General features: G+C 71.5%; 14 protein-coding genes. 9 read left to right on the top strand and 5 right to left on the bottom strand.

Annotation, left to right across the window (positions count from 1 at the left end):
- Positions 1-53: 53 nt before the first annotated feature.
- Positions 54-887, bottom strand: a complete 834-nt coding sequence (locus QUY26_RS05960) for an isocitrate lyase/PEP mutase family protein (protein ID WP_289944062.1) — start codon at positions 885-887, stop codon at positions 54-56.
- A gap of 548 nt (positions 888-1,435) precedes the next feature.
- Here QUY26_RS05960 and QUY26_RS05965 point away from each other — a divergent pair.
- The 4 genes from QUY26_RS05965 (at position 1,436) to QUY26_RS05980 (ending at position 9,241) form a co-directional block, all read left to right on the top strand.
- Complete coding sequence (locus tag QUY26_RS05965) at positions 1,436-3,178, top strand: ABC-F family ATP-binding cassette domain-containing protein (RefSeq protein ID WP_289944063.1); 1,743 nt, start codon at positions 1,436-1,438, stop codon at positions 3,176-3,178.
- Between the two features lie 10 nt (positions 3,179-3,188).
- On the top strand, positions 3,189-5,534 hold the full coding sequence (locus tag QUY26_RS05970; RefSeq protein WP_289944064.1) for an excinuclease ABC subunit UvrA: 2,346 nt from the start codon (positions 3,189-3,191) through the stop codon (positions 5,532-5,534).
- A 171-nt stretch (positions 5,535-5,705) separates the two neighbouring features.
- Positions 5,706-6,674 carry an acyl-ACP desaturase gene (locus QUY26_RS05975; protein ID WP_289944065.1) on the top strand — a complete coding sequence of 323 codons (969 nt, stop codon included), beginning with the start codon at positions 5,706-5,708 and terminating at the stop codon, positions 6,672-6,674.
- Between the two features lie 95 nt (positions 6,675-6,769).
- Entirely contained in the window at positions 6,770-9,241 is a 2,472-nt protein-coding gene (locus QUY26_RS05980) for a hypothetical protein (protein WP_289944066.1), read from the top strand.
- A 75-nt stretch (positions 9,242-9,316) separates the two neighbouring features.
- On the opposite strand, the gene QUY26_RS05985 is transcribed toward QUY26_RS05980, so the two are convergent.
- Both QUY26_RS05985 and QUY26_RS05990 read right to left on the bottom strand, forming a co-directional pair.
- Positions 9,317-9,565 carry a WhiB family transcriptional regulator gene (locus tag QUY26_RS05985; RefSeq protein ID WP_289944067.1) on the bottom strand — a complete coding sequence of 83 codons (249 nt, stop codon included), beginning with the start codon at positions 9,563-9,565 and terminating at the stop codon, positions 9,317-9,319.
- Between the two features lie 167 nt (positions 9,566-9,732).
- The gene (locus tag QUY26_RS05990; RefSeq protein WP_289944068.1) at positions 9,733-10,524 is read right to left on the bottom strand and encodes a VOC family protein; all 792 of its coding nucleotides are present in this window, start codon (positions 10,522-10,524) and stop codon (positions 9,733-9,735) included.
- A gap of 332 nt (positions 10,525-10,856) precedes the next feature.
- Between QUY26_RS05990 and QUY26_RS05995 the strand changes: the two genes are divergently transcribed.
- Positions 10,857-12,080, top strand: a complete 1,224-nt coding sequence (locus QUY26_RS05995) for a glycoside hydrolase family 64 protein (RefSeq protein WP_289944069.1) — start codon at positions 10,857-10,859, stop codon at positions 12,078-12,080.
- Between the two features lie 74 nt (positions 12,081-12,154).
- Here the strand turns inward: QUY26_RS05995 and QUY26_RS06000 are convergent, their stop codons facing one another.
- A complete protein-coding gene (locus QUY26_RS06000; protein ID WP_289944070.1) occupies positions 12,155-13,216 on the bottom strand; it encodes a LacI family DNA-binding transcriptional regulator in 1,062 nt (353 codons plus the stop codon).
- A gap of 267 nt (positions 13,217-13,483) precedes the next feature.
- On the opposite strand from QUY26_RS06000, the gene QUY26_RS06005 reads away from it, so the two are divergent.
- The gene (locus QUY26_RS06005) at positions 13,484-14,047 is read left to right on the top strand and encodes a ricin-type beta-trefoil lectin domain protein (RefSeq protein ID WP_289944071.1); all 564 of its coding nucleotides are present in this window, start codon (positions 13,484-13,486) and stop codon (positions 14,045-14,047) included.
- Between the two features lie 31 nt (positions 14,048-14,078).
- Complete coding sequence (locus tag QUY26_RS06010; RefSeq protein ID WP_289944072.1) at positions 14,079-14,624, top strand: DUF1707 SHOCT-like domain-containing protein; 546 nt, start codon at positions 14,079-14,081, stop codon at positions 14,622-14,624.
- A 19-nt stretch (positions 14,625-14,643) separates the two neighbouring features.
- On the opposite strand, the gene QUY26_RS06015 is transcribed toward QUY26_RS06010, so the two are convergent.
- The gene (locus QUY26_RS06015; protein ID WP_289944073.1) at positions 14,644-15,756 is read right to left on the bottom strand and encodes a multicopper oxidase domain-containing protein; all 1,113 of its coding nucleotides are present in this window, start codon (positions 15,754-15,756) and stop codon (positions 14,644-14,646) included.
- Between the two features lie 268 nt (positions 15,757-16,024).
- Between QUY26_RS06015 and QUY26_RS06020 the strand changes: the two genes are divergently transcribed.
- Both QUY26_RS06020 and QUY26_RS06025 read left to right on the top strand, forming a co-directional pair.
- Complete coding sequence (locus tag QUY26_RS06020) at positions 16,025-18,580, top strand: ThuA domain-containing protein (protein WP_436840273.1); 2,556 nt, start codon at positions 16,025-16,027, stop codon at positions 18,578-18,580.
- A complete protein-coding gene (locus QUY26_RS06025) occupies positions 18,577-20,802 on the top strand; it encodes an OmpL47-type beta-barrel domain-containing protein (protein WP_289944075.1) in 2,226 nt (741 codons plus the stop codon). Before QUY26_RS06020 ends, QUY26_RS06025 begins: the two co-directional genes overlap by 4 nt.
- Positions 20,803-20,855: the final 53 nt, after the last annotated feature.

Consider the following 20,855-nt stretch of genomic DNA (forward strand, 5'->3'; position numbering starts at 1 on the left):
GGGCCCCGGCCCCGGTCGCGCCCGCCGAATCCCCGCCGTCTTCGCGGCCCGCCTCAGCGACCCAGCAGGCCGTTGAGCTCCCCGTAGTCCAGACCGCCCGCGAGCGACGCGTACGTCCCCTCCGTCAGGAGCTCCCGCGCGGCCCCGCGGACCAGGGCGTGCACCGCCTGCGCGATGCCCGAGCCGACACTGACGCGCGCGACACCGAGACCGGCGAGTTCCGCGACCGCGGGGGCGCCCGGACCCGCCATGACGTTCAGCGGCCCGTCGACGCCCTCGACCAGCGCCTTGACCGTGTCCGGAGCCACCGCGCCGGGCACGAAGACCCCGTCCGCGCCCGCGGCGAGGAACGCGGCGGCCCGCTCCAGGGTCAGCGCGAGCCGGGCGTCCGGACCCTCGCCGACACCCCGCAGATAGGTGTCGACGCGCGCGTTCACGAACAGCGGCACACCCGCCGCGTCGGCGGCACCGCGCGCGGCCGCGATCCGCTCCGCCTGCTCGGCGACGGGCCGCAGCGGCTCGGCCGCCCCGTACAGCGCGTCCTCGATGTTCACGCCCACCACCCCGGCGGCGAGCGCGGCGCGCACCGTGTCCGCGACGCCCGCCGCGTCCTCGGCGTAACCGCTCTCGATGTCGGCGCTCACCGGCACATCGACCGCGGCCGTGATGGCGGCGACGGCGGCCAGCGCCCGGTCCCGGGGCAGCCGGTCGCCGTCGGCCGCGCCGAGGGCCCAGGCCAGGCCCGCGCTGGTGGTGGCGACGGCGGCGGCACCGGCCGACTCGACGACGCGGGCACTGGCGAGGTCCCAGGCGTTGGGCAGTACGAGCGGGGTGCCGGGGGTGTGCAGGGCGCGGAAGGCGGTGGCGGTCGCGTGCTGGTTCGTCATGGCCGGTACTCAAGCAGGGGCGCGGGGCGGGGTCTGGCGGGAATCCGACATGACCGGCGGTCGCACCGGCGCGCGGCGCCGTGCGCCGCCACGAGAAAACCCCTTTGCGCGGCGGCGGTCCGGCCCGGCACGCTGGTGGCGGAAACCGCCCGGAGCAGCAGCCCGGCAGCGCACCGATGCGGCCCAGTCACCGAAAAGTCCGTTGACATGGCCCCGCATTGCTTCTACGGTGTATAGCGCTACTGTTGCCGTCGATTGGAGAAGGACGTTGCTCGTCTGAGGTCTTGAGACACCGCGTCGCAGCTGACGACGGACTCACCGCTCGGCGTGAGTTCCCTGCTGCGCACGATGTGTGCGACCTCGGCGTACGAGCCGTCCGTTCGGGCGCAGGGCCTTCCTTCTTCTCCGGCCTCCCGGCGTGACCGCCTCCCGACGTCCGGCCCCGGCATCCCCGGCGCCCCGGCGGCGGGCCGACGCACACACGACCCTCGCGGTGTCCCGCACGCGTTGCCCACACCCACCGCACCACAAGCAACCGCGAGGCCCGTATGCCCTTGTCCCCCACCACCTCCATCACCTGCACGTCGCTCGCGTTCAGCTGGCCCGACGGCACCAGCGTCTTCGACGGCTTCCAGGTCGCGTTCGGCCCCGGCAGGACGGGGCTCATCGGCCGCAACGGCTCCGGGAAGTCGACCCTCCTGAAGCTCGTCGCGGGGGAACTGCCGCCCGCCGACGGCACCGTGCGCACCGCGGGCGAGGTCGGATACCTGCCGCAGAACGTCACCCTCGACACCGGCCTGCGCGTGGACGAGGTGCTCGGCATCGCCGGGACCCGCGCCGCCCTGCACGCCATCGAGGCGGGCGACGCGAGCGAGCGGCACTTCACCGCCGTCGGCGACGACTGGGACGTCGAGGAGCGCGCCACGGCGACCCTCGACCAGCTCGGCCTCGGCCACATCGGCCTCGACCGCACCACGGGCGAGGTGTCCGGCGGCGAGTCGGTGCTGCTCCGCCTTGCCGCGCTGCTGCTGAGGAAGCCCGACATCCTGCTGCTCGACGAGCCCACCAACAACCTCGACCTGCACGCCCGCCGGCGTCTGTACGCGGCGGTCGACGCCTGGCCCGGTGTGCTCGTCGTGGTCAGCCACGACCGGGAGCTGCTCGACCGCGTCGACCAGATCGCCGACCTCCGCGACGGCGAAGTGACCTGGTACGGCGGCAACTTCAGCGCGTACGAGGCGGCGCTCGCCGTCGAGCAGGAGGCCGCGGAGCGCATGGTGCGGGTCGCCGAGTCCGACCTGCGCAAGCAGAAGCGCGAACTCGTCGACGCCCAGGTCAAATTGGCCCGCCGCAAGCGGTACGGCCAGAAGATGAACGACCAGAAGCGCGAGCCCAAGATCGTCATGGGGGCGCGCAAGCGGGCCGCCCAGGTGTCCGCGGGCAAGCACCGCATCATGCACGAGGAGAAGCTGAGCGAGGCCAAGGAGCGCCTGGACGACGCCGTCGAGGCGGTGCGTGACGACGACGAGATCCGCGTCGACCTGCCGTACACCGCCGTCCCGCCGGGCCGTACCGTGCTGACGCTCCTGGACCTGACACTCCGTTACGGGGCGCGCGTGAAGGGCGGGTTCGACCTGCGCGGACCCGAGCGGATCGCGCTCGTCGGCCGCAACGGCGCGGGCAAGACGACGCTGCTGAGGACGATCAGCGGCGAACTGGAACCGCTCGCCGGGGAGGCGCGGGCGCACGTCCCGCTGCGCTTCCTGCCGCAGCGTCTCGACGTACTCGACGACGAGCTGACCGTCGCCGAGAACGTCGCCCGGTTCGCGCCGGACGCCACGAACAACCGGGTCCGGGCGCGGCTGGCCCGCTTCTTGTTCAAGGGCGCGAAGGCCGACCAGCAGGCGGCGACGCTCTCCGGGGGTGAGCGGTTCCGGGCGGCGCTCGCGGCGCTGCTGCTCGCCGAGCCCGCGCCGCAGCTCCTGATGCTCGACGAGCCGACGAACAACCTGGACATGGCGAGCGTCCACCAGCTCTCGACGGCCCTGGAGAGCTACGAGGGCGCGCTGATCGTCGCCAGCCACGACCTGCCGTTCCTGGAGTCGATCGGGATCACGCGCTGGCTGCTGCTCGACGGCGAACTGAGGGAGGTCAACGGCATCGACGCGATCGCCGACGCCATCACCAACGGCATCGCGGAAGAGCACGACGAGGGCGACGCGGCCGCGGGAGCGGGAGCGCCCGAGGACGTCGCGGAAAACACGACAGAAGCTGTCGGGTATCCCGACTAGCTTCGCGTGCATGCGAGCAGTCAGCCACCCACCGCACACCGCCTCGGACCACCAGCACATCACCATCAGCAAAGGACGTGAGAACAATCTGAAGGAGGTGGACCTGCGCATCCCGAAGGGCCGTCTGACGGTCTTCACCGGGGTGTCCGGGTCGGGGAAGTCGTCGGTCGTCTTCGACACGATCGCCGTCGAGTCGCAGCGCCAGCTCAACGAGACGTTCACGTGGTTCGTCCGCAACCGGCTGCCGAAGTACGAGCGGCCGCACGCGGACGCCATCGAGGACCTGGCGCCCGCGATCGTCGTCGACCAGAAGCCGATCGGCGGCCACTCCCGCTCCACCGTCGGCACGATGACCGACATCCACTCGGTGATCCGGGTCCTGTTCTCGCGGCACGGCACCCCGAGCGCGGGCCCGGCCACCGCGTACTCGTTCAACGACCCGAGCGGCATGTGCCCCGAGTGCGCGGGGCTCGGCCGCACGGTGCGGCCCGACTACGACCGCATCCTGGACCCCGCCAAGTCCCTGGCGGGCGGCGCGATCCTCTTCCCGCCGTTCGCCGTCGGGACCTGGCACGGCCAGACGTACACGAACACCCCCGATCTGGACCCGCACAAGCCGGTCGGTGAATTCACCGCCGCGGAACGGCAGTTCCTGATGCGCGGCGACGGACGCGGCAAGCGGGCGGCCAAGGCCGGCAAGGTCAACGTCAACAACACCGGCGGCACCCACGACATCGGCTACGAAGGGCTCGCCGACCGCTTCGAGCGGCTGTATCTGCACCGGGACCTGTCGGCGCTCTCCCAGAGGACCCGCGACACGGTGCAGCCCTTCCTGGTCGAGGGCCACTGCCCGCAGTGCGACGGCGCGCGCCTGAACCCGGCCGCGCTCGCCACCCGCGTCGGGGGCCTGTCCATCGCCGACTGCGCGCGCATGGAGGTCACCGACCTGATCACGGCGCTCGGCCGCATCCACGACCCGGTGGCCGGACCGATCGCGGGGGCCGCCGTCGCCGCGCTGGAACGCATCGAGGCGATCGGCCTCGGCTATCTGAGCCTGGGCCGCGAGACGTCCACGCTCTCCGGGGGCGAGGGCCAGCGCCTGAAGATGGTGCGCCACCTGGGCTCCAGCCTCACCGGCATGACGTACATCTTCGACGAGCCCAGCGTCGGCCTGCACCCGAGGGACGTGGGGCGCCTCGGCGACCTGCTGCTGCGCCTGCGCGACAAGGGCAACACCGTGCTCGTCGTCGAGCACGACCCGGACGTGATCGCCCTCGCCGACCACATCGTCGACATGGGGCCCGCCGCGGGCGGCGACGGTGGCCTCGTCGTCTTCGAGGGCACCCCCGAGGAGCTGCGGGCCGCCGACACCCTCACGGGCCGCTGCCTGCGGCGCACCAGCGGCGTCAAGGAGCACCCGCGCGAGCCGGTCGGGGGCGAGTGGATCAAGGGGGCGGACCTGCACAACCTGAGGGACGTGAGCGTGCGGGTGCCGACCGGGGTGCTCACGGCCGTCACCGGGGTCGCGGGCTCCGGCAAGAGCACGCTGGTGTCGCGGGCCTTCATCGAGCAGCACCCCGACGCGGTGGCCGTGGACCAGTCCTCCATCGGCATCTCGGGGCGGTCCACTCCGGCGACGTATCTGGGGATCATGGACCGGGTACGGGCGCTGTTCGCGAAGCAAACGGGCACCGAGCCGGGCCTGTTCAGCTTCAACTCCCGGGGCGCGTGCGAGAGTTGCCAGGGGCGTGGGATCATCTACAGCGACCTGGCCTTCATGGACCCGGTCACCACGACGTGCGAGGCCTGCGAGGGGAGGCGCTTCAAGGACGAGGTGCTCCGGCTGACCGTGGGCGGGCACTCCGTCGTCGACCTCCTGGACATGACCGCCGAGCAGGCACTCGCCTTCTTCGCGGACTTCCCCGACGCGGCGGTACGGCGTCGGCTGGGCGCCCTGCGCGACGTCGGCCTGACCTACCTCACCCTCGGGCAGCCACTGTCCACGCTCTCCGGCGGCGAGCGCCAGCGCATCAAGCTCGCCACCCAGCTGCACCGCACCGGCACCACGTACGTCCTCGACGAACCGACGACCGGCCTGCACATGGCCGATGTCGACGGACTGCTCGCCATGCTGGACCGGCTCGTGGACACCGGGAACACCGTGCTCGTCGTCGAGCACAACCTGGAAGTCGTCAAGCACGCGGACTGGGTGATCGACCTGGGCCCCGAGGGCGGCAAGCACGGCGGCCGGATCGTCTTCGAGGGGACCCCGCGGGAGCTGCTCGGGGCGCGCGGCTCGCACACGGCGGAGCATCTGCGGCGGTCGGTAGGGGCGCCCGGGAGCACCGCGCGCTGACGTGAGCGCCGGGGGCTCCGACCGACCCCGGTTTGGGGGGCTCTTTACGGAGGACTTAACCTACGGGAACGTAACCTACGATGCCGTAGGTACTCCGCTCGCGGCGCCGTGGTTCCCCCCTCGGACCGCACCCCTCCCCTCCCGTTCCCCCTCCCGTCCCCAGGAGCCCCCGTGACGATCACCCCTTCCCACCTCGGCAGCACGGACACATGGACCGACGCCCGGCTCCTGTACGCCCTGGAAGAAGTGGTCGAGAAAGAGCTCAACCGGCACCTGGCCGTCGCCAAGGACTGGATGCCCCACGAGTACGTGCCGTTCTCCGACGCCCGGAACTTCCCCGGATTCTTCGAGGACGGCGAGGCCTGGGACAAGGGGCAGTCGCCGGTCACGGACATCGGCCGCATCGCCCTCGTGGTGAACCTGCTCACCGAGGACAACCTCCCCAGCTACCACCACGAGATCGCCTCGCTCTTCGGCCGCGACGGCGCCTGGGGCACCTGGGTGCACCGCTGGACCGCCGAGGAGGGCCGCCACGGCATCGTCATGCGCGACTACCTCCTCGCGTCCCGCGCCGTCGACCCCGACCAGCTCGAGCAGTTCCGCATGGCGCACATGAGCGAGGGCTTCGAGTCGGACAACCGGCACTCGATGCTGCACTCCGTGGCGTACGTCGCCTTCCAGGAGCTGGCCACGCGGATCTCCCACCGCAACACGGGCCACCAGTCCGGCGACCCCGTCTGCGACCGCATGCTGGCGCGCATCGCGACCGACGAGAACCTGCACATGGTCTTCTACCGCAACCTCCTGCGCGCCGCCTTCGAGCTCGCCCCCGACCTCACGATGTGCGCCGTGCGCGACGTCGTCGTCGGCTTCCGCATGCCCGGACACGGCATCCCCGGCTTCGAGCGCGCCGCGGCCCAGATGGCCATCGGAGGCGTCTACAACCTGCGCATCCACCACGACGACGTGCTCCAGCCCGTGCTGCGCTTCCTCAAGGTCATGGAGGTCCCCGGGCTCGGCCCCGAGGGCGCCCGCGCCCAGGAGGAGCTCGGCCTCTTCATGGGCGGCCTGGACGCGGAGGCCGCGAAGTTCGACGAGCGCCTGGCCGCCCGCAAGGCGCGCATGGCCACGCGGGGCTGAGCCCGGAGCCGTTTACGGCCCCTCCCCGCGGTGCCATGTTGGTCGGAGTTGAGCGGACGGACACAGCCGCCGTCGACCGCAGGGGGTGCACGGGAGTGGCACGGACCCATGAGTGGATGTTCTACGAGGTCATGTGGCGCAGCTGGGCGGACCGGGCACGGGTGCCGTATCCCGTGCCCTGGTGGGCCCAGACCGCCTTCCGGCGCTGGAGCGACGACTTCGACGCGGGCACGTACGAGTCGCGGGAGGCCGCCTTCTCCTCGAACGCGCTCTACCGCTACTGGCACATGGTGGGCGTCAAGGACCACCGCCAGGAGTCCCTGGTCGGGCAGGCCGGGGAGATCGAGCCGGTGTACGACAAGTACAGCCTGGCGTTCTTCCTGTACGACCCGGCGACGGGCACCGTCGCGGTGCCGCAGCTCGCGGCGTGCGGCACGGTCGCCCAGCACATGGAGGCGCCGCACGTACCGGAGGTCGTGACGACGTTCCGCGCGGCGGGCGGCCTCGGCTTCACCCAGCGGACCTTCGCGGTGCCGGTCGGGGCGCGGCAGCGGGACCTCACCGTGACCCGGCTGAGCGTCACGGGACCCGGCGGGCCGCCGCGCGAGGGCTGGCTGTGCGCGGCCGTGCTGCCCGCGGGGCCGACCGGTTTCCAGCGGCACGACCGCCGCGACCCCTCGGGCACCGACCGGAGGCTGACGTTCCTGCGGTATCTGCCCGACGAGGCGCGGGTGGAGACGAACAGCGGCTGGGGTCCGGCGTTCGACACGCCACCCGGGTACTACGGGGTGTACGGCAACCCGGACTTCTCGCTCGACCCGGCCACGTATCTGGTCCGCAGCCCGTTCCACGACCTGGCCGTCAGCGGCAAGCTCAACGCCGCGGCGCAGGCGCAGGACCAGGTCGCCGGGTTGTGCAGCGCCGCCTTCGCGTGGCCGTTCCGGATCGCGGGCGACGAGGCCTTCGAGGTCGACGTGCGGCTGCCCGTCGACCTGTACAGCGGGGCCGCCGACCTCGCGGAGCTGCGGGCCACACCCGCCGCCGATCTCGCAGGGGCCAACCGGGCGTTCTGGGCGGCGAAGCTCATCGGGCAGGGCGTGCAGCCGCTCCTGCCTCCCCCGGTGGGCCACTTGACGGACCTGTTCCGACAGGCGCGCTCGCAGCTGCTCGTCCTCTCCGACCACGGTGAGATCCACCCGGGTCCGACGGTGTACGACTCGTTCTGGATCAGGGACTCCTCGGTGGAGGCGACGGCGTGCTCCCTGGTCGGGGACTCGGCGCTCGCGGAGCACCAGCTGGGCACGCACTATCCGGGGCGGTTCAACCGCGGCACGGGCCGGATCGGGCCGTGCGCGGAGTACGGCTTCTACGGCGGGCCGCACGAGCGGGACGACCACGAGTGGGACAGCAACGGTCAGGCGCTGTGGGCGATCGGCCGCTACGACCGGACGGCGGGCCGCGCCGCCGCGTTCGGCGCGAAGCTGTACACGCCGTACGTCATCGACGGCGCGCGCTGGCTGCGCGACAACCGGGACGGCAACGGCCTGCTGCACAGCGGCTGGAGCGCCGAGCACCTGGGCGAGCGCGACAAGCCGCACTACTGGGACGACCTGTGGGGCCTCGCGGGCCTGTACGAGGCGGCGCGGCTGGCCGAGCGCCTCGGGACGCCGGACGTGCGGGAACTCTGGGCCGCCTTCGACGACCTGAAGCTGGCCACGGCGGCGTCGATCCGCTGGGTCCTCGCGGAGCAGCGGCGGCGCGGCGAGTGGGAGACGTACATCCCGACCGGGCCCGGCGACGTCGGGCGGCGCGACTCGACGATGATCGGCGCGGCGGCGTACTTCCATCCGCTGCGCCTGCACATGGGCAACAAGCTCGGTGACGACGTCGACCGGGCGGCGCGCTGGACCCTCGACACCATGTACGGCCGGTTCGTGACGGGCGGCTTCCGGCACGAGGCGGCCTGGAACGCCTACGGCCCCTACCTCACCACGCAGTTGGCGCACGCCTATCTGCTCGCCGGGGACCCGGCGCGGATGGACGCCCTGCTCGGCTGGGCCGTGGCCGCCTCCATGGCGCGCGTCGACGACCGGGCGGTGGCGCTCGGCGCCTGGAACGAGCAGCACGCGTTCCCCGTGGCGTCGGGCTTCACCGAAGTCCCCCACCGGCACTGGTACATGGGGGACATCCCGCACGGCTGGGCCGCGGCGGAGTATCTGCTGCTGCTCCGCGACATCCTGTTCTTCGAGGCCGACGAGGACCGCGATCCGCATGTGTACATCGCCCCGGGCGTGCGTCCGCACTGGGTGCCCGACGGCGAGTCGGTGAGCGTCGAGGACGCGCCGACGCTGTTCGGCGCGCCCTTCGGCTACCGGCTCACGCACGACGCGGGCGCGCGCACGGTGACCGTGGACATCAGCCGGGCCCCGGGGCGGGTCCGGTACGTCTACCCGTGCCGCTTCGGCAGCGTGCGGTCGGCGTCGGCGGACGGCCGCGACCTGCCGGTGAGCGGGGACGACGTCCACGTCCCCGAGGGCACGCGGCGGTTCGAGGTGAGCTACGCGTAGCCCGGGACGCGCCGCGCCCGGCCCGGGGGCCCGTGCGGGACCCGGGCCGGGCGCGGCCTGTACGCGGCCGTGGTCTCAGGCCTGCTCGCGGCGCAGGCTCTGCCGTTCCTTCTCGGAGAGCCCGCCCCAGACGCCGAACCGCTCGTCGTTGTCGAGGGCGTACGTCAGGCAGGTCTCGCGCATGTCGCACAGGAGGCAGATGCGTTTGGCCTCGCGCACCGAGCTGCCCGGCTCGGGGAAGAAGAAGTCGGGCCCGGTCTGCGCGCAGAGCGCCTGCTCCTGCCAGGCGAGTTCGGGCTCGGTCAAAGCGGTGTCAGAGTGCATGCCGTGATCGTGCTGGACGGCGCGAAACAAGGGATCAACGTTTGCTCAACGCGGCGCGCCGACGCCCGCGGGACCGCTTCCACCCGTCCCGCGACACGCGCCCCGGCCGCCTCCCGGGGACGCCTCAGCCCGTGCTCCGGCGCGTCCCGGCTCCGCTCCCCCGGCCCTCAGCCCTGCGGCGGCTGTGGCTGCATGAGCGCGAACCGCGCGCCGTAGGGATCGGCGAGCTTCGCGAAGGCGCCCACCCCCGCGAGGTCCATCCGCTCGGCCCGGACCGTGCCCCCGCTCGTCCGCGCCTTCTCCACGACCGCGTCGATGTCGGCGACCTGGAAGTACGGCATCCAGTAGACCCCGGCCTCCTGCTCGACCGGGTCCTGGTCCAGCGGCCACAGGCCGCCGAACATGTCGTCCGGGGTGCCGTCGGCGGGGTACACCATGGTGTACGACCCGCCCTCGAAGGGCTGGGTGATGGTCTTCCAGCCGAAGACGGTGGCGTAGAACGCGGCTCCCGCCTCGATGTCCGGGGTGTACAGCTCGGTCCAGATCAGCCCGCCGGGCTCGTTCACCAGCTCCAGGCCCTTGTTCCGCCGCGGCTGCCAGACGGAGAAGGCGACGCCGCCCGAGTCGGCGAAGCCCGCCATGCGGCCGAGGTCGAGGACGTCGGTCGGCTCCCAGAGGGTGCGGCCGCCGGCCTGCTCGACCTGCTTGGCGGTGGCGTCCGCGTCGGGCGTGCAGAAGTACAGCGACCAGGAGGGGGTGCCGGTCTCGGGCGTGACCGTCATGCCGCCCGCGGTCGTCCTGCCGCCGATCTTGAACGTGCCGTACCCGCCGACGTCCTCGCCGCCCTTCTCGAAGTCCCAGCCGAACACCGCGCGGTAGAAGGCTGCCGCGCCGTCGATGTCGGTGGTGCCCAGATCGACCCAGATCGGGGCACCGGTGAGCGTGAGATCACTGAGCATGATCGACTCCTTTGTCGCTCTTGTCGCTCTTTTCGCCTCATGAGTCCGTCGCTTCCGAGTCTTCCACCGGGCACTGACAATCCGCGCGCGCTGCCCCGGTCCGGACACCCCCGTCACCGTCCGTCGCCCGGCCCGGTGGCATTTCCGTCACCCTGCGCAGCCGTCCGCCATCACCTTGTGAAACCGGACAAGATTCTGAGAGCGCTCTCAGCAACATCTCTTGACGCCACGTTTTCCCCGCGGCAACAGTGGGGGCACGTCGACGCACCACCCCGCGCCCGGGCCGTACTCCTGCTCAACTCCCCCCACATTCCAGCCAGGAGAGAAATTCCGTGATCTCGCGCAGAGTGTTCCTGACGTCGTCCGCGGCCGCCGCGGGCGCCCTCACCTACCCCGCCTGGGGCAGCGCGCTCAGCCCGCGCGCCGACGCCGCGCCCGCGACCTGCGAACTCGCCTTGCAGAACAAGTCCCTGCCGGGCCAGGTCCGCGCGTACGTCACCGGGCACGAACCGGGCACCGACCGCTGGCTGCTGCTGAAGCCGGACGGCGGGGTCTACCGCCCCGAGTCGCCGTCGGGGCCGCAGACACCGCTGCCGGTGGACTGCGCCATCCCCCTCGGCGCGGCCGGCTCGGCCCCCAAGGTCCTGACGCTGCCCCAGATGTACGGCGCCCGCGTCTACTTCGTCCGCGACGACAAGCTGGACTTCTTCCTCAACCCGGGCCCGAGCCTCGTCGAGCCCGCCTTCGCCACCAAGGAGGACCCGAACTACGGCCGCACGTGGTCCTTCTGCGAGTTCACCTTCAACAGCACCCAGCTGTACGCGAACATCAGCTACGTCGACCTGGTGACCGCGCTGCCCATCGGCCTGACCCTGGCGGGCGACGCCACCCACACCGTCGCGCCGCTGCCCGACGGCGCGGTGGACAAGATCGCCGCCGATCTGGTGGCGCAGGCGGGCAAGGACGGGCAGCCCTGGGACAAGCTGGTGATCCGCGGTGACGGCGGCGTGCTGCGGGTCATCTCGCCGCAGAACCTCATGGCCCCGTATTTCGACCGCCCCGACCAGATGCCCTTCCGCGACCTCTTCAAGGGCTACGTCGACCAGGTCTGGGACAAGTACCGCTCCACCGACCTGCGGATCGACCTCCAGGGCGGCCGGGGCGTGCGCGTCGGCCGGGTCAGCGGGGACACCCTCACCTTCGAGGGCGGCCACACCTTCGCGAAGCCCTCGTCGAAGGACATCTTCACCTGCAACCACGGCCCGTTCACCAACAACCCGAACGACTCCGACGACAAGAAGGGCCTCCTCGCCCGCCTCGCCGCCGGCTTCAACCGCAGCATCATGCTGACGCATCCCTCGCAGCCCAATGGCACGACCTCGGGCGACTACTACCGCGGCGACGTGACCAACCACTGGGCCCGCGTGGTGCACGCCAACTCGCCCATCGGGTACGCCTTCCCGTACGACGACGTCCGCCCGGACGGCCAGCCGGACGTGTCGGGCGCGGCGCACGACGGGAACCCGCGGCGGTTCACGGTGTCGGTCGGCTCGTAGCGGCCGCGCGACGCGCCTGAAGGGGGCGGGCAGTTCCTTCCGGTGCCCGCCCCCTTTCACGCGGCGGGACAGGCCTAGGCGGACTCCCGGCGTACGAGTTCCGTGGGCAGCACCACACGCGCGGCCTCCTCCTCGGCCGCGGCGCCGCCCGGGGCGTCCGGGGCGTCCGGGGCCCCGGCCTGCCCCTGGTCGCGCAGCAGCATCGCCGCCATCAGGCGCCCCATCTCCTCGATGTCCTGGCGCACCGTCGTCAGGGGCGGATCCGCCTGCTCGGCCAGGGGCAGCATGTCGTCGAAGCCGACGACCGCCACGTCCTCGGGCACCCGCCGCCCCCTCTCGCGCAGCACGCGCAGCGCCCCGGCCGCCGACAGGTCGTTCGCGGCGAAGACCGCGTCCACGTCGGGGCATCGGTCGAGGAGCGCGCGCATGGCGCGTTCACCGCCCGCGGGAGTGAAGTCGCCCTCGGCGACCAGGCGGGGGTCGCCGTCCGGTACGACGTCGCGGTAGCCGTCGAGGCGGTCGACGGCGGAGGTCTGGTCGAGCGGACCCGTGATGTGGGCGACGCGGGTGCGGCCGAGGCCGGTGAGGTGGCGTACGGCCTGGCGGGCGCCGCCGCGGTTGTCGCAGTCGACGTACCGGACGCTGCCCGCGCCGCCCGTCCAGCCCGGCCGCCCGCCGAACACCGTGGGCAGGCCGGCGCCGTGGATGATGCCGGGCAGCGGGTCGTCCAGGTGCAGCGAGAAGACGAGGGCGCCGTCGACGTGGCCGCCCGCGAGATAGCGCCCGACCCGCTCGTGGTCGTCCCTGCCCTCCGTCAGGAGCAGCACCAACTGGACGTCCCTGGCGGTCAGTTCCTTGCTGATGCCGCGCAGCTGGCGTGCGAAGAACGGGTCGGCGAAGACCCGGGTCTCGGGCTCGGCGATGACCACGGCGACGGCGTCGTGGCGCCGGGTGACGAGGCTGCGGGCGGCGCGGTTGGGGACGTAGCCCAGTTCCCGCACCGCGCGCCTGACCTTCTCCGCGAGCGCCTCGCGCACCCCGGCGTCGCCGTTCACCACGCGCGACACCGTCGCCCGCGACACCCCGGCCCGCGCGGCCACGGCCTCCAGCGTGGGACGCGCTGCTGCCTGGGGCACCTCGGGACTCCTCGTCGACGGTTGCCGATCAGGATAGCTCCGGGCCCACCACGCCCCATCGAACATTCACACCGTCCGCAAGTGTCCGTTCGAGGTTCGGGAGGGATCGGTTCACCCTTCTCGGCCGGCGGTGGTCTCGTGCGGGCCATCCCGGGCTCGGGTCATGGCGGGTCGCGCACCGCGTGCGCCAGGATCGGGGGCACGGAACGTGAGCCACCGCGGCGCCCGGCCCCTCGGCCGGGCGCCGCCCAGGTGCAGGGAGTACGCATGACGTCCGCACGGCCCAAGATGTCCGTACGCAGACTGGCCGTACTCACGGGAGCCCTGGTCACAGCCCTGGCAGGGGGCGTCCTCGTGGGGCCGGCCCCCGTGCGCGCCGACGCTCCCGCCGACCCGGCACCCCGCGCCGACGACCCCTGGTCGCAGTGGCGCAACGTGGGCAACGGACTGTGCATGACCACGGCCGACGACCCGGCGAACGGCTTCCAGGGCACCGCCACGTTCGCCGCCTGCGACGCGGGGGACCGCCGCCAGCAGTGGGCCTTCGAGCTGCGGGCCCACAACGGCTTCCGGATCGTGTCGCGGGACAACGGCACGTGCCTGACGGACATCGCCGGCTGGGGCCTCGCCTGGATGGGGCCCTGCGACGAGAACGACCTCAACCAGGCCTGGCGGCTCTCGCTCAACGGGGCGGGGGAGGCCAACTGGCTGTCGTGGGACGACGGGAAGCGGCTGAGCACGCCGTACGTCGCGGGCACCTCGTACGTGACGGCCCGCAACGACCTCGACCCCGCCGACCCGCGGTACCGGTGGCGGTTCGTACGGCCGTAGCCGCCACTGCCGCAGGCACTAGAGTGCGAAGGTGACCTCCGAACGCGAGAACCCGTCCGCCCGCGTCAGCGAAGGCGACCGTGACACGGCCGTGCGGCGCCTGCAGGAGGCGTACGCCGAAGGGCACATCTCGCACGAGGAGATGGACGCCCACCTCCAGCGGGTGCTCACCGCCGAGACGGCCGACGACATCGCGTCGGCCCTGGCGTCGCTCCCCGCGGAGGACCCGGGCACCACCTCCACGATCGCCGCCGCGGCCGGACGGATCCGACGGCGCGGCGCCTGGCGGGTGCCGCGCAACCTCAAGGTCCAGTCGGCACTCGGCCGGGTGCGCCTGGACCTGTCCCAGGCGGTCTTCGAGCATCCGGTGGTCGACATCGAGCTGAACCTCGGCACCGGCGGGGCCAGGATCACCGTGCCGCGCGACGCGGTCGTGGACCTGGAGGGCCTGAGCTCCGGCTGGAAGGACACGCTGTACAAGGCCGGCCCCCGTGCCCGCCCCGGCGGCGGGCCGACGATCCGGATCACCGGGACCATGGGGATGGGGCGGCTGAGGATCCGCCACGCGTGGCGCTGAGACACCCGCGGGCCCGGCGTCAGTGGTGCGAGTGGTCCGCGCTTCCCCCGCCGGACTTGGCCCCGTCGGCCTTGCCCCCGGCGGCCTTACCCCCGTCGGCCTTGTCCCCGTCGGCCTTGTCCCCGTCGGCCTTGGCCGGGCCCGGCTTCTTCTCCGCCTTCGCGTGCGGATGGTGCGGCTCGTAGTCCGGGATCGTGCCGTCCGGCTTCTTGACCAGGAACAGCCCGACCATCCCCATGTCGGAGTGGCTCTGCACATGGCAGTGGTACATCCACGCCCCCGCGCCCACGCCCTCGCCCGCGATCACCTGGAAGCCGAAGGAGTCGCCGGGGCCGGTGATCTTGTCGTCCAGGATCTGGCTGGGGTCGTCGGGGCCGGTGAGCAGGCCGGTGCGGTTGTCGGCCCAGCGGTGACCGTGGATGTGGAACGTGTGGTAGTACTCGCCGTGGGTGATCGACACGAATTCGACCCGATCACCCACCGTGGCCTCGAAGTCGGGCCCGGAGTGCGCGGGCTTGTTGTTGATCAGCATGTCGTTGAAGACGACGACGCAGGTCTGGTCGGGCAGGATGTCGCCCTTGCGACGCACGATCACCGCGCCGTAGAGGCCCTTGCGCACGCCGACCGTGCCGTGCTCGGTGCCCACGACGTGATCGTGGTAGTGCCAGTACCCCGCGGTGCCGGGGCGCCAGGTGCCGTCCTTGCGGCGGCCCGGGGCGTGGGTGCGCCAGGTGTAGGTGCGCTTGCCGCCGGGCGCCACCTGGGACTTGGTGTGCTTCGTGCCGTCGCTGGAGATCTCGTAGTCCATGCCGTGGACGTGCAGGCTGACGTCGGCGTCCGTGGTGTTCTCGAACTCGATGTGGAGGGTGTCGCCTTCGTTGAGTTCGAGCAGCGGGCCCGGGATGGTGGCCTTGCCCTTCTCCAGGCCGTAGCCCAACTGCCCGCCGGGAAGCTTCTCCGCGTACATCTTGATGCGGCGCACCTCGCCGCCCGCGGGGGCCGTCTTCGGCGGGTCGACGGCGCGCGGGGTGTCGGCCACGGAGTCCGCGGTCATCGCCGACAACGATGTCACGCCCACGGTGGCCGCCGCTCCCCCGGCCAGCATCCGACGGTTGAAGCTCCGTCTGTCCATGGCGAACTCCCCATTCATATACGGAAACTGACGCTACGTACGGACACGGTCGGGGCGCCCGAGGCACCGGATTCCGGCCACACGCTAGCGGCAGCGCTCCGGTTTATCCACACGCAGGACAAAGGTCGCGCGAAGTCATGTCGTAGCTATTGGCTAGCCGTCAAAAGAGGGCTAGCTTCGTCGGCGCCAGCCATCGATGGAGGGCTGGCTTCCTCCGCACTGGTGAGGTATACGCCGTAGCCGTGACCGACGATGGGTGGGTGTACTCATGCGGATGACACCGCATCAAACGCCGCCAACCGTACGAGGGTTGGGCAGAACCAGACACAGATCCACACGCCGCGCCTGGGCGGCGGTGGTCGCCGCCGGGGCCGTCGCCGCCGGCCTCCTCACGGGCCCCGCCGCGACCGCGCGGCCCTTTCCGGAACCACCTCCCGACGCCGAGGCGATGAAGACAACGATGTCACGCGCGCTGCCCGCTCCCCCGGGCGGCGCGAACGTGCGTGTGCTCGCCTTCTACGGCTCGGCCGCCGACGGCGACGAGTCGCCGGTCGTCGACGCGGCCATCGCCGCCATCGAGAAGATCGGCCAATCGGGCCCGGCCGAGCAGCGGTTCACGGTGACGGCCACGGACGACCCGGCCGTGTTCACCAACGCCAGGAAGCTCGGCAAGTTCAACGCGGTGACGTTCGTGACCGGCGGCGGCGACGTCCTCGACGCCGAGCAGGAGGCGGGCCTGGAGGCCTATATGGAGGCCGGCGGCGGCTTCCTCGGCCTGCACGACGCGGCCCGCGCGGAGCCCTACTCGTCCTGGTTCACCGGACTCATCGGCGCCCGCCCCAAGGACGCGAGCCCCGCCGCCGTCCAGCGCGCCACCGTCGAGGTCGGCGACCGCGAGCACCCCGCCACCAAGGACCTCCCCCTGGAGTGGAAGCGCCCCGACAGGTGGCTCAACTGGGAGACCGGTCCGTCGGGGCCATCGGGCAACGTCCACACCGTGGCCCGCGTCCGCGAGGCCTCGTACAAGCCCGGTGAGGGCGCGAACGGCGCGGACCACCCGGTGTCGTGGTGCCGCGACTACGACGGCGGCCGGTCCTTCTACACCGGCATGGGCGGCACGGCGGACGCCTACGACGAGGCGGACTTCCGCAGCCATCTGCGCGGCGCCCTGCTGTGGACGACCCGCATCGCCCGCGCCGACTGCAAGGCCACCATCAACGCGAACTACAAGGCCGAGCGGCTGACCCAGCCCAACAAGCCCGGCCAGAACGACCAGATCGGCGAGCCGCACGGCCTGGTCACGGCTCCCGACGGCCGGGTGTTCTACATCGGCCGCGGCGGCGCCGACTCCTCGCAGCCCGTCGTCACCGACTGGAACAACCCCGACATCGGCAAGGGCAAGGGCGAGATCCACGTCTACGACCCGAAGACCAAGAAGTCGACGCTCGCCGGGGCGCTCACCGTCTTCGGCAACAAGGGCGGCGGCGGTGAGCTGATCAAGGTCGAGGAGGGCCTGCTGGGCATCGAGCTGGACCCCCGGTTCGAGCAGAACGGCTGGGTGTACCTGCACTACACGCCGCACTCGCGACTCAACCGCGACACGCGCATGGCCGAGCGGTACGTCTCCCGCTTCACCCTCGACCAGGCCACGAACAAGCTGGACCTGAGCAGCGAGAAGGTACTGCTCAAGTGGCCGGTGCAGGTGCACAGTTGCTGCCACTCCGGCGGTGGCATGTCCTGGGACTCCAAGGGCAACCTGTACATCGCGACCGGTGACAACAACTCCTCCGGCTTCAGCGACGGCTACTCGGGCAACAACCCGCAGCCCACCTTCAAGGGCGTCTCCTTCGCCGACGCCCGCCGCACCGCGGGCAACACCAACAACCTCAATGGCAAGATCCTGCGCATCCACCCCGAGCCGGACGGCACGTACACCCTGCCCGAGGGCAACCTCTTCACCGGCAAGGAGCCGGACGAGGGCGGCGGCAAGACACGCGGGGAGATCTACGTGATGGGTGTCCGCAACCCCGCCCGCATCTTCGTCGACAAGAAGACCGACATCCTGTACGCCGGGTGGGTCGGCCCTGACGCCGGCCAGCCGTCGACGACCTGGGGCCCGGCGAAGTACGACACGTTCGCGGCCATCACGCACGCCTCGAACCGGGGCTGGCCGTACTGCATGGGCAACAACCAGCCCTACCGCGACCGCAACCTGCCCGACCCGAGCAAGCCGCTCGGCTGGTACGACTGCAAGAACCTGCGCAACGAGTCGCCCCACAACGACGGCCTGGTGAAGATCCCGCCGGCCGAGCCCAACACCATCTGGTACTCGCCGCAGGGCGGCGGCATCGACTACCCGCGCGACGCCAACGGCGTGCCCAGCTACAAGCCCGAGGAGCAGAAGCAGCTCCTGCCGTGGCTCAAGGGCGGCGGCCAGGCCACGATGAACGGCCCGGTCTACCGCTACGACGCGCAGAGCACGAGCGCGGACAAGTGGCCGTCGTACTGGGACGGCAAGTGGTTCGTCGGCGACTTCTACGACGGCGACCAGCCGCGGCACGCGGTGCTCACCGACCCCAAGACGGTCGGCAAGGGCGGTCTGCCGGTGCACGCGGAATCGCTCAAGAAGATCATTCCGGTGGGCAACGACAACATCAAGAACCTCATGGACTGGAAGTTCGCGCCGGACGGCTCGCTGTACGTCCTGGACTACGGGCGCGGCTTCTTCACCTCCGACTCCAAGTCCGCGCTGTGGCGCGTGACGTACAAGGGCGGCGCGGCCACTCCGGCCGCCTCCGACCTGGCGAGGAAGGCGGCACGATGAGATCCGTGGGATCCATGGGGTCCGCTCGTCGCGGCAGACTCTGGACGGCGCTGCTCGCCGCGTTCCTGATGGCGGTCGGCCTGACGTCGGCGGCCAGCGCGCGACCCGACGACACCGGGCTCTCCGCTCAGCAGCAGACTCTCACCTGGACAGCCGACAACGACATCTCCAAGTACAAGTCCGCGCCGACGACGGCGGTCGCGGGCAGGACGACGATCGTCTTCGAGAACAGCGTGGCCACCGGCAACACCACCGGCATGCCGCACACGCTGACGTTCGACGTCTCCGACCCGGAGTACAACAACGACGTCCCGCTGAACATCCTCGCCAACCCGGGCGACGACAAGGGCGGCAAGCACACGGCCGAGGTCACCCTCAAGCCGGGCCGCTACCGCTACTACTGCACCATCCCCGGCCACGGCGCGATGCAGGGCATCCTGGTCGTGACCGAGGGCGGCGGCGAGGACACCACCGCGCCCGAGACGAAGGCGAAGGTGGACGGAGCGACCAACTCCGACGGCGCGTACGTAGGTTCGGCGACGGTCACGGTGACGGCGACCGACGAGAGCGGCGGCTCGGGCGTCGAGAAGGTCGAGTACGCCCTCGGGGCCGACGGCGCCTGGCAGCCGTACACCGCGCCCGTGGTGGTGAACACGGTCGGCACGCACAAGATCCGCTATCGGGCGTCCGACAAGGCGGGCAACGTGGCGGCGGAGAAGGCGGTCGACTTCAAGGTCGTGGCCCCGCCGACCGACGACAAGACCCCGCCGGAGACCTCGGCGACCGTCAGCGGCGAGCAGAACAGCCAGGGCCAGTACCTGGGCATGGCGACGGTCACGGTGACGGCGTCCGACGCGGGCTCGGGCCTGAACAAGGTCGAGTACGCGCTCGGGGACGGCGACTGGAAGCCGTACACGACGCCGGTGATGGTCCACGAGGTGGGCAGCCACACGGTCCGCTACCGCGCCTCCGACAAGGCGGGCAATGTCGCCCCGGAGAAGTCGGTGGAGTTCACGGTGGTCGCACCGCCGACCGAGGACAAGACGCCGCCGGAGACGTCCGCGAAGGTCGAGGGCGACAAGAACTCCGACGGCGCCTACATCGGGAAGGCCAAGGTGACGGTCACCGCGACCGACTCCGGCTCGGGCGTGGACAAGGTCGAGTACTCCCTCGACGGCGGCCCGTACGTGACGTACTCCGCGCCCGTGGTCGTCGACCGCGTCGGGCGGCACACCGTGGCGTACCGGGCGAGCGACAAGGCGGGCAACACCGCGCCCGCGAAGTCGGTGGCGTTCACCGTCGACGAGGGCGGCGGGGTCCCCGGGCCCAACTGCCCGGAGTACGACGAGCGGTTGACCGTCTTCGTCGGCACCGTCGACACGGGCATCCCGAACCGGGTCACGAACAACCGCTGCCGCATCGGCGAGTTGATCGAGGACGAGAAGGACTGGTCGTCGCACGCGCTGTTCCTCAAGCACGTCAAGACCGTCACGGACCGCCTCAAGAAGAACGCCGAGATCGACCAGCGCGAGTACAACAAGATCAACAAGGCGGCGAAGCAGTCGGGCATCGGCAAGCCGGGCCAGACCGAGGGCTATCGCTCGCTCTTCGACGGCACCCAGAAGTCCTTCGCCAAGTGGAGCCACGTGGGCGGTGGTTCGTTCGGCCTGAACGCCGACGGGTCGATGACCTCGGGCACCACGAAGAACGGCCTCGGCATGCTCTGGTTCCCCGAGCGCAAGTACGGGGACTTCTCGCTGAAGCTCCAGTGGCGCGACGACGCCCCGGCCGCCGGGAACGCCAACTCCGGTGTGTTCGTGCGCTTCCCGCAGGTCCACGACCACCCGGAGGAGTCACGTCCGGAGTGGGTCGCCATCAAGTACGGCCACGAGGTGCAGGTGCTCGACCGGCCCGACGGCGACATGTACAAGACCGGTTCGGTGTACGGATTCGACCGCGTCGGCCTCGGGGGCGCGGGCGTGACGCCCAAGGGCACCTGGAACGACTACGAGATCCGCGTGGTCGACCAGAAGTACTCGGTGTACCGCAACGGTGTCCTGCTGAACGAGTTCGACAACACCGGCGGCCAGGCCTTCGAGCCGCCGCGCGGGGACGACCCCGGCACGGACGGCCGCCGCTTCGCGTCCGGGTACATCGGACTCCAGGTCCACGGCGTCACGGACGTGGTGTCGTACCGGGACATCCGGATCAAGGAGCTGTAGCAGCACGCGAGTCGCGCGCGGGGCCCTCTTCGTACGCGGAGAGGGCCCCGCGT

This window comes from Streptomyces flavofungini (assembly GCF_030388665.1).
Lineage (GTDB): Bacteria > Actinomycetota > Actinomycetes > Streptomycetales > Streptomycetaceae > Streptomyces > Streptomyces flavofungini_A.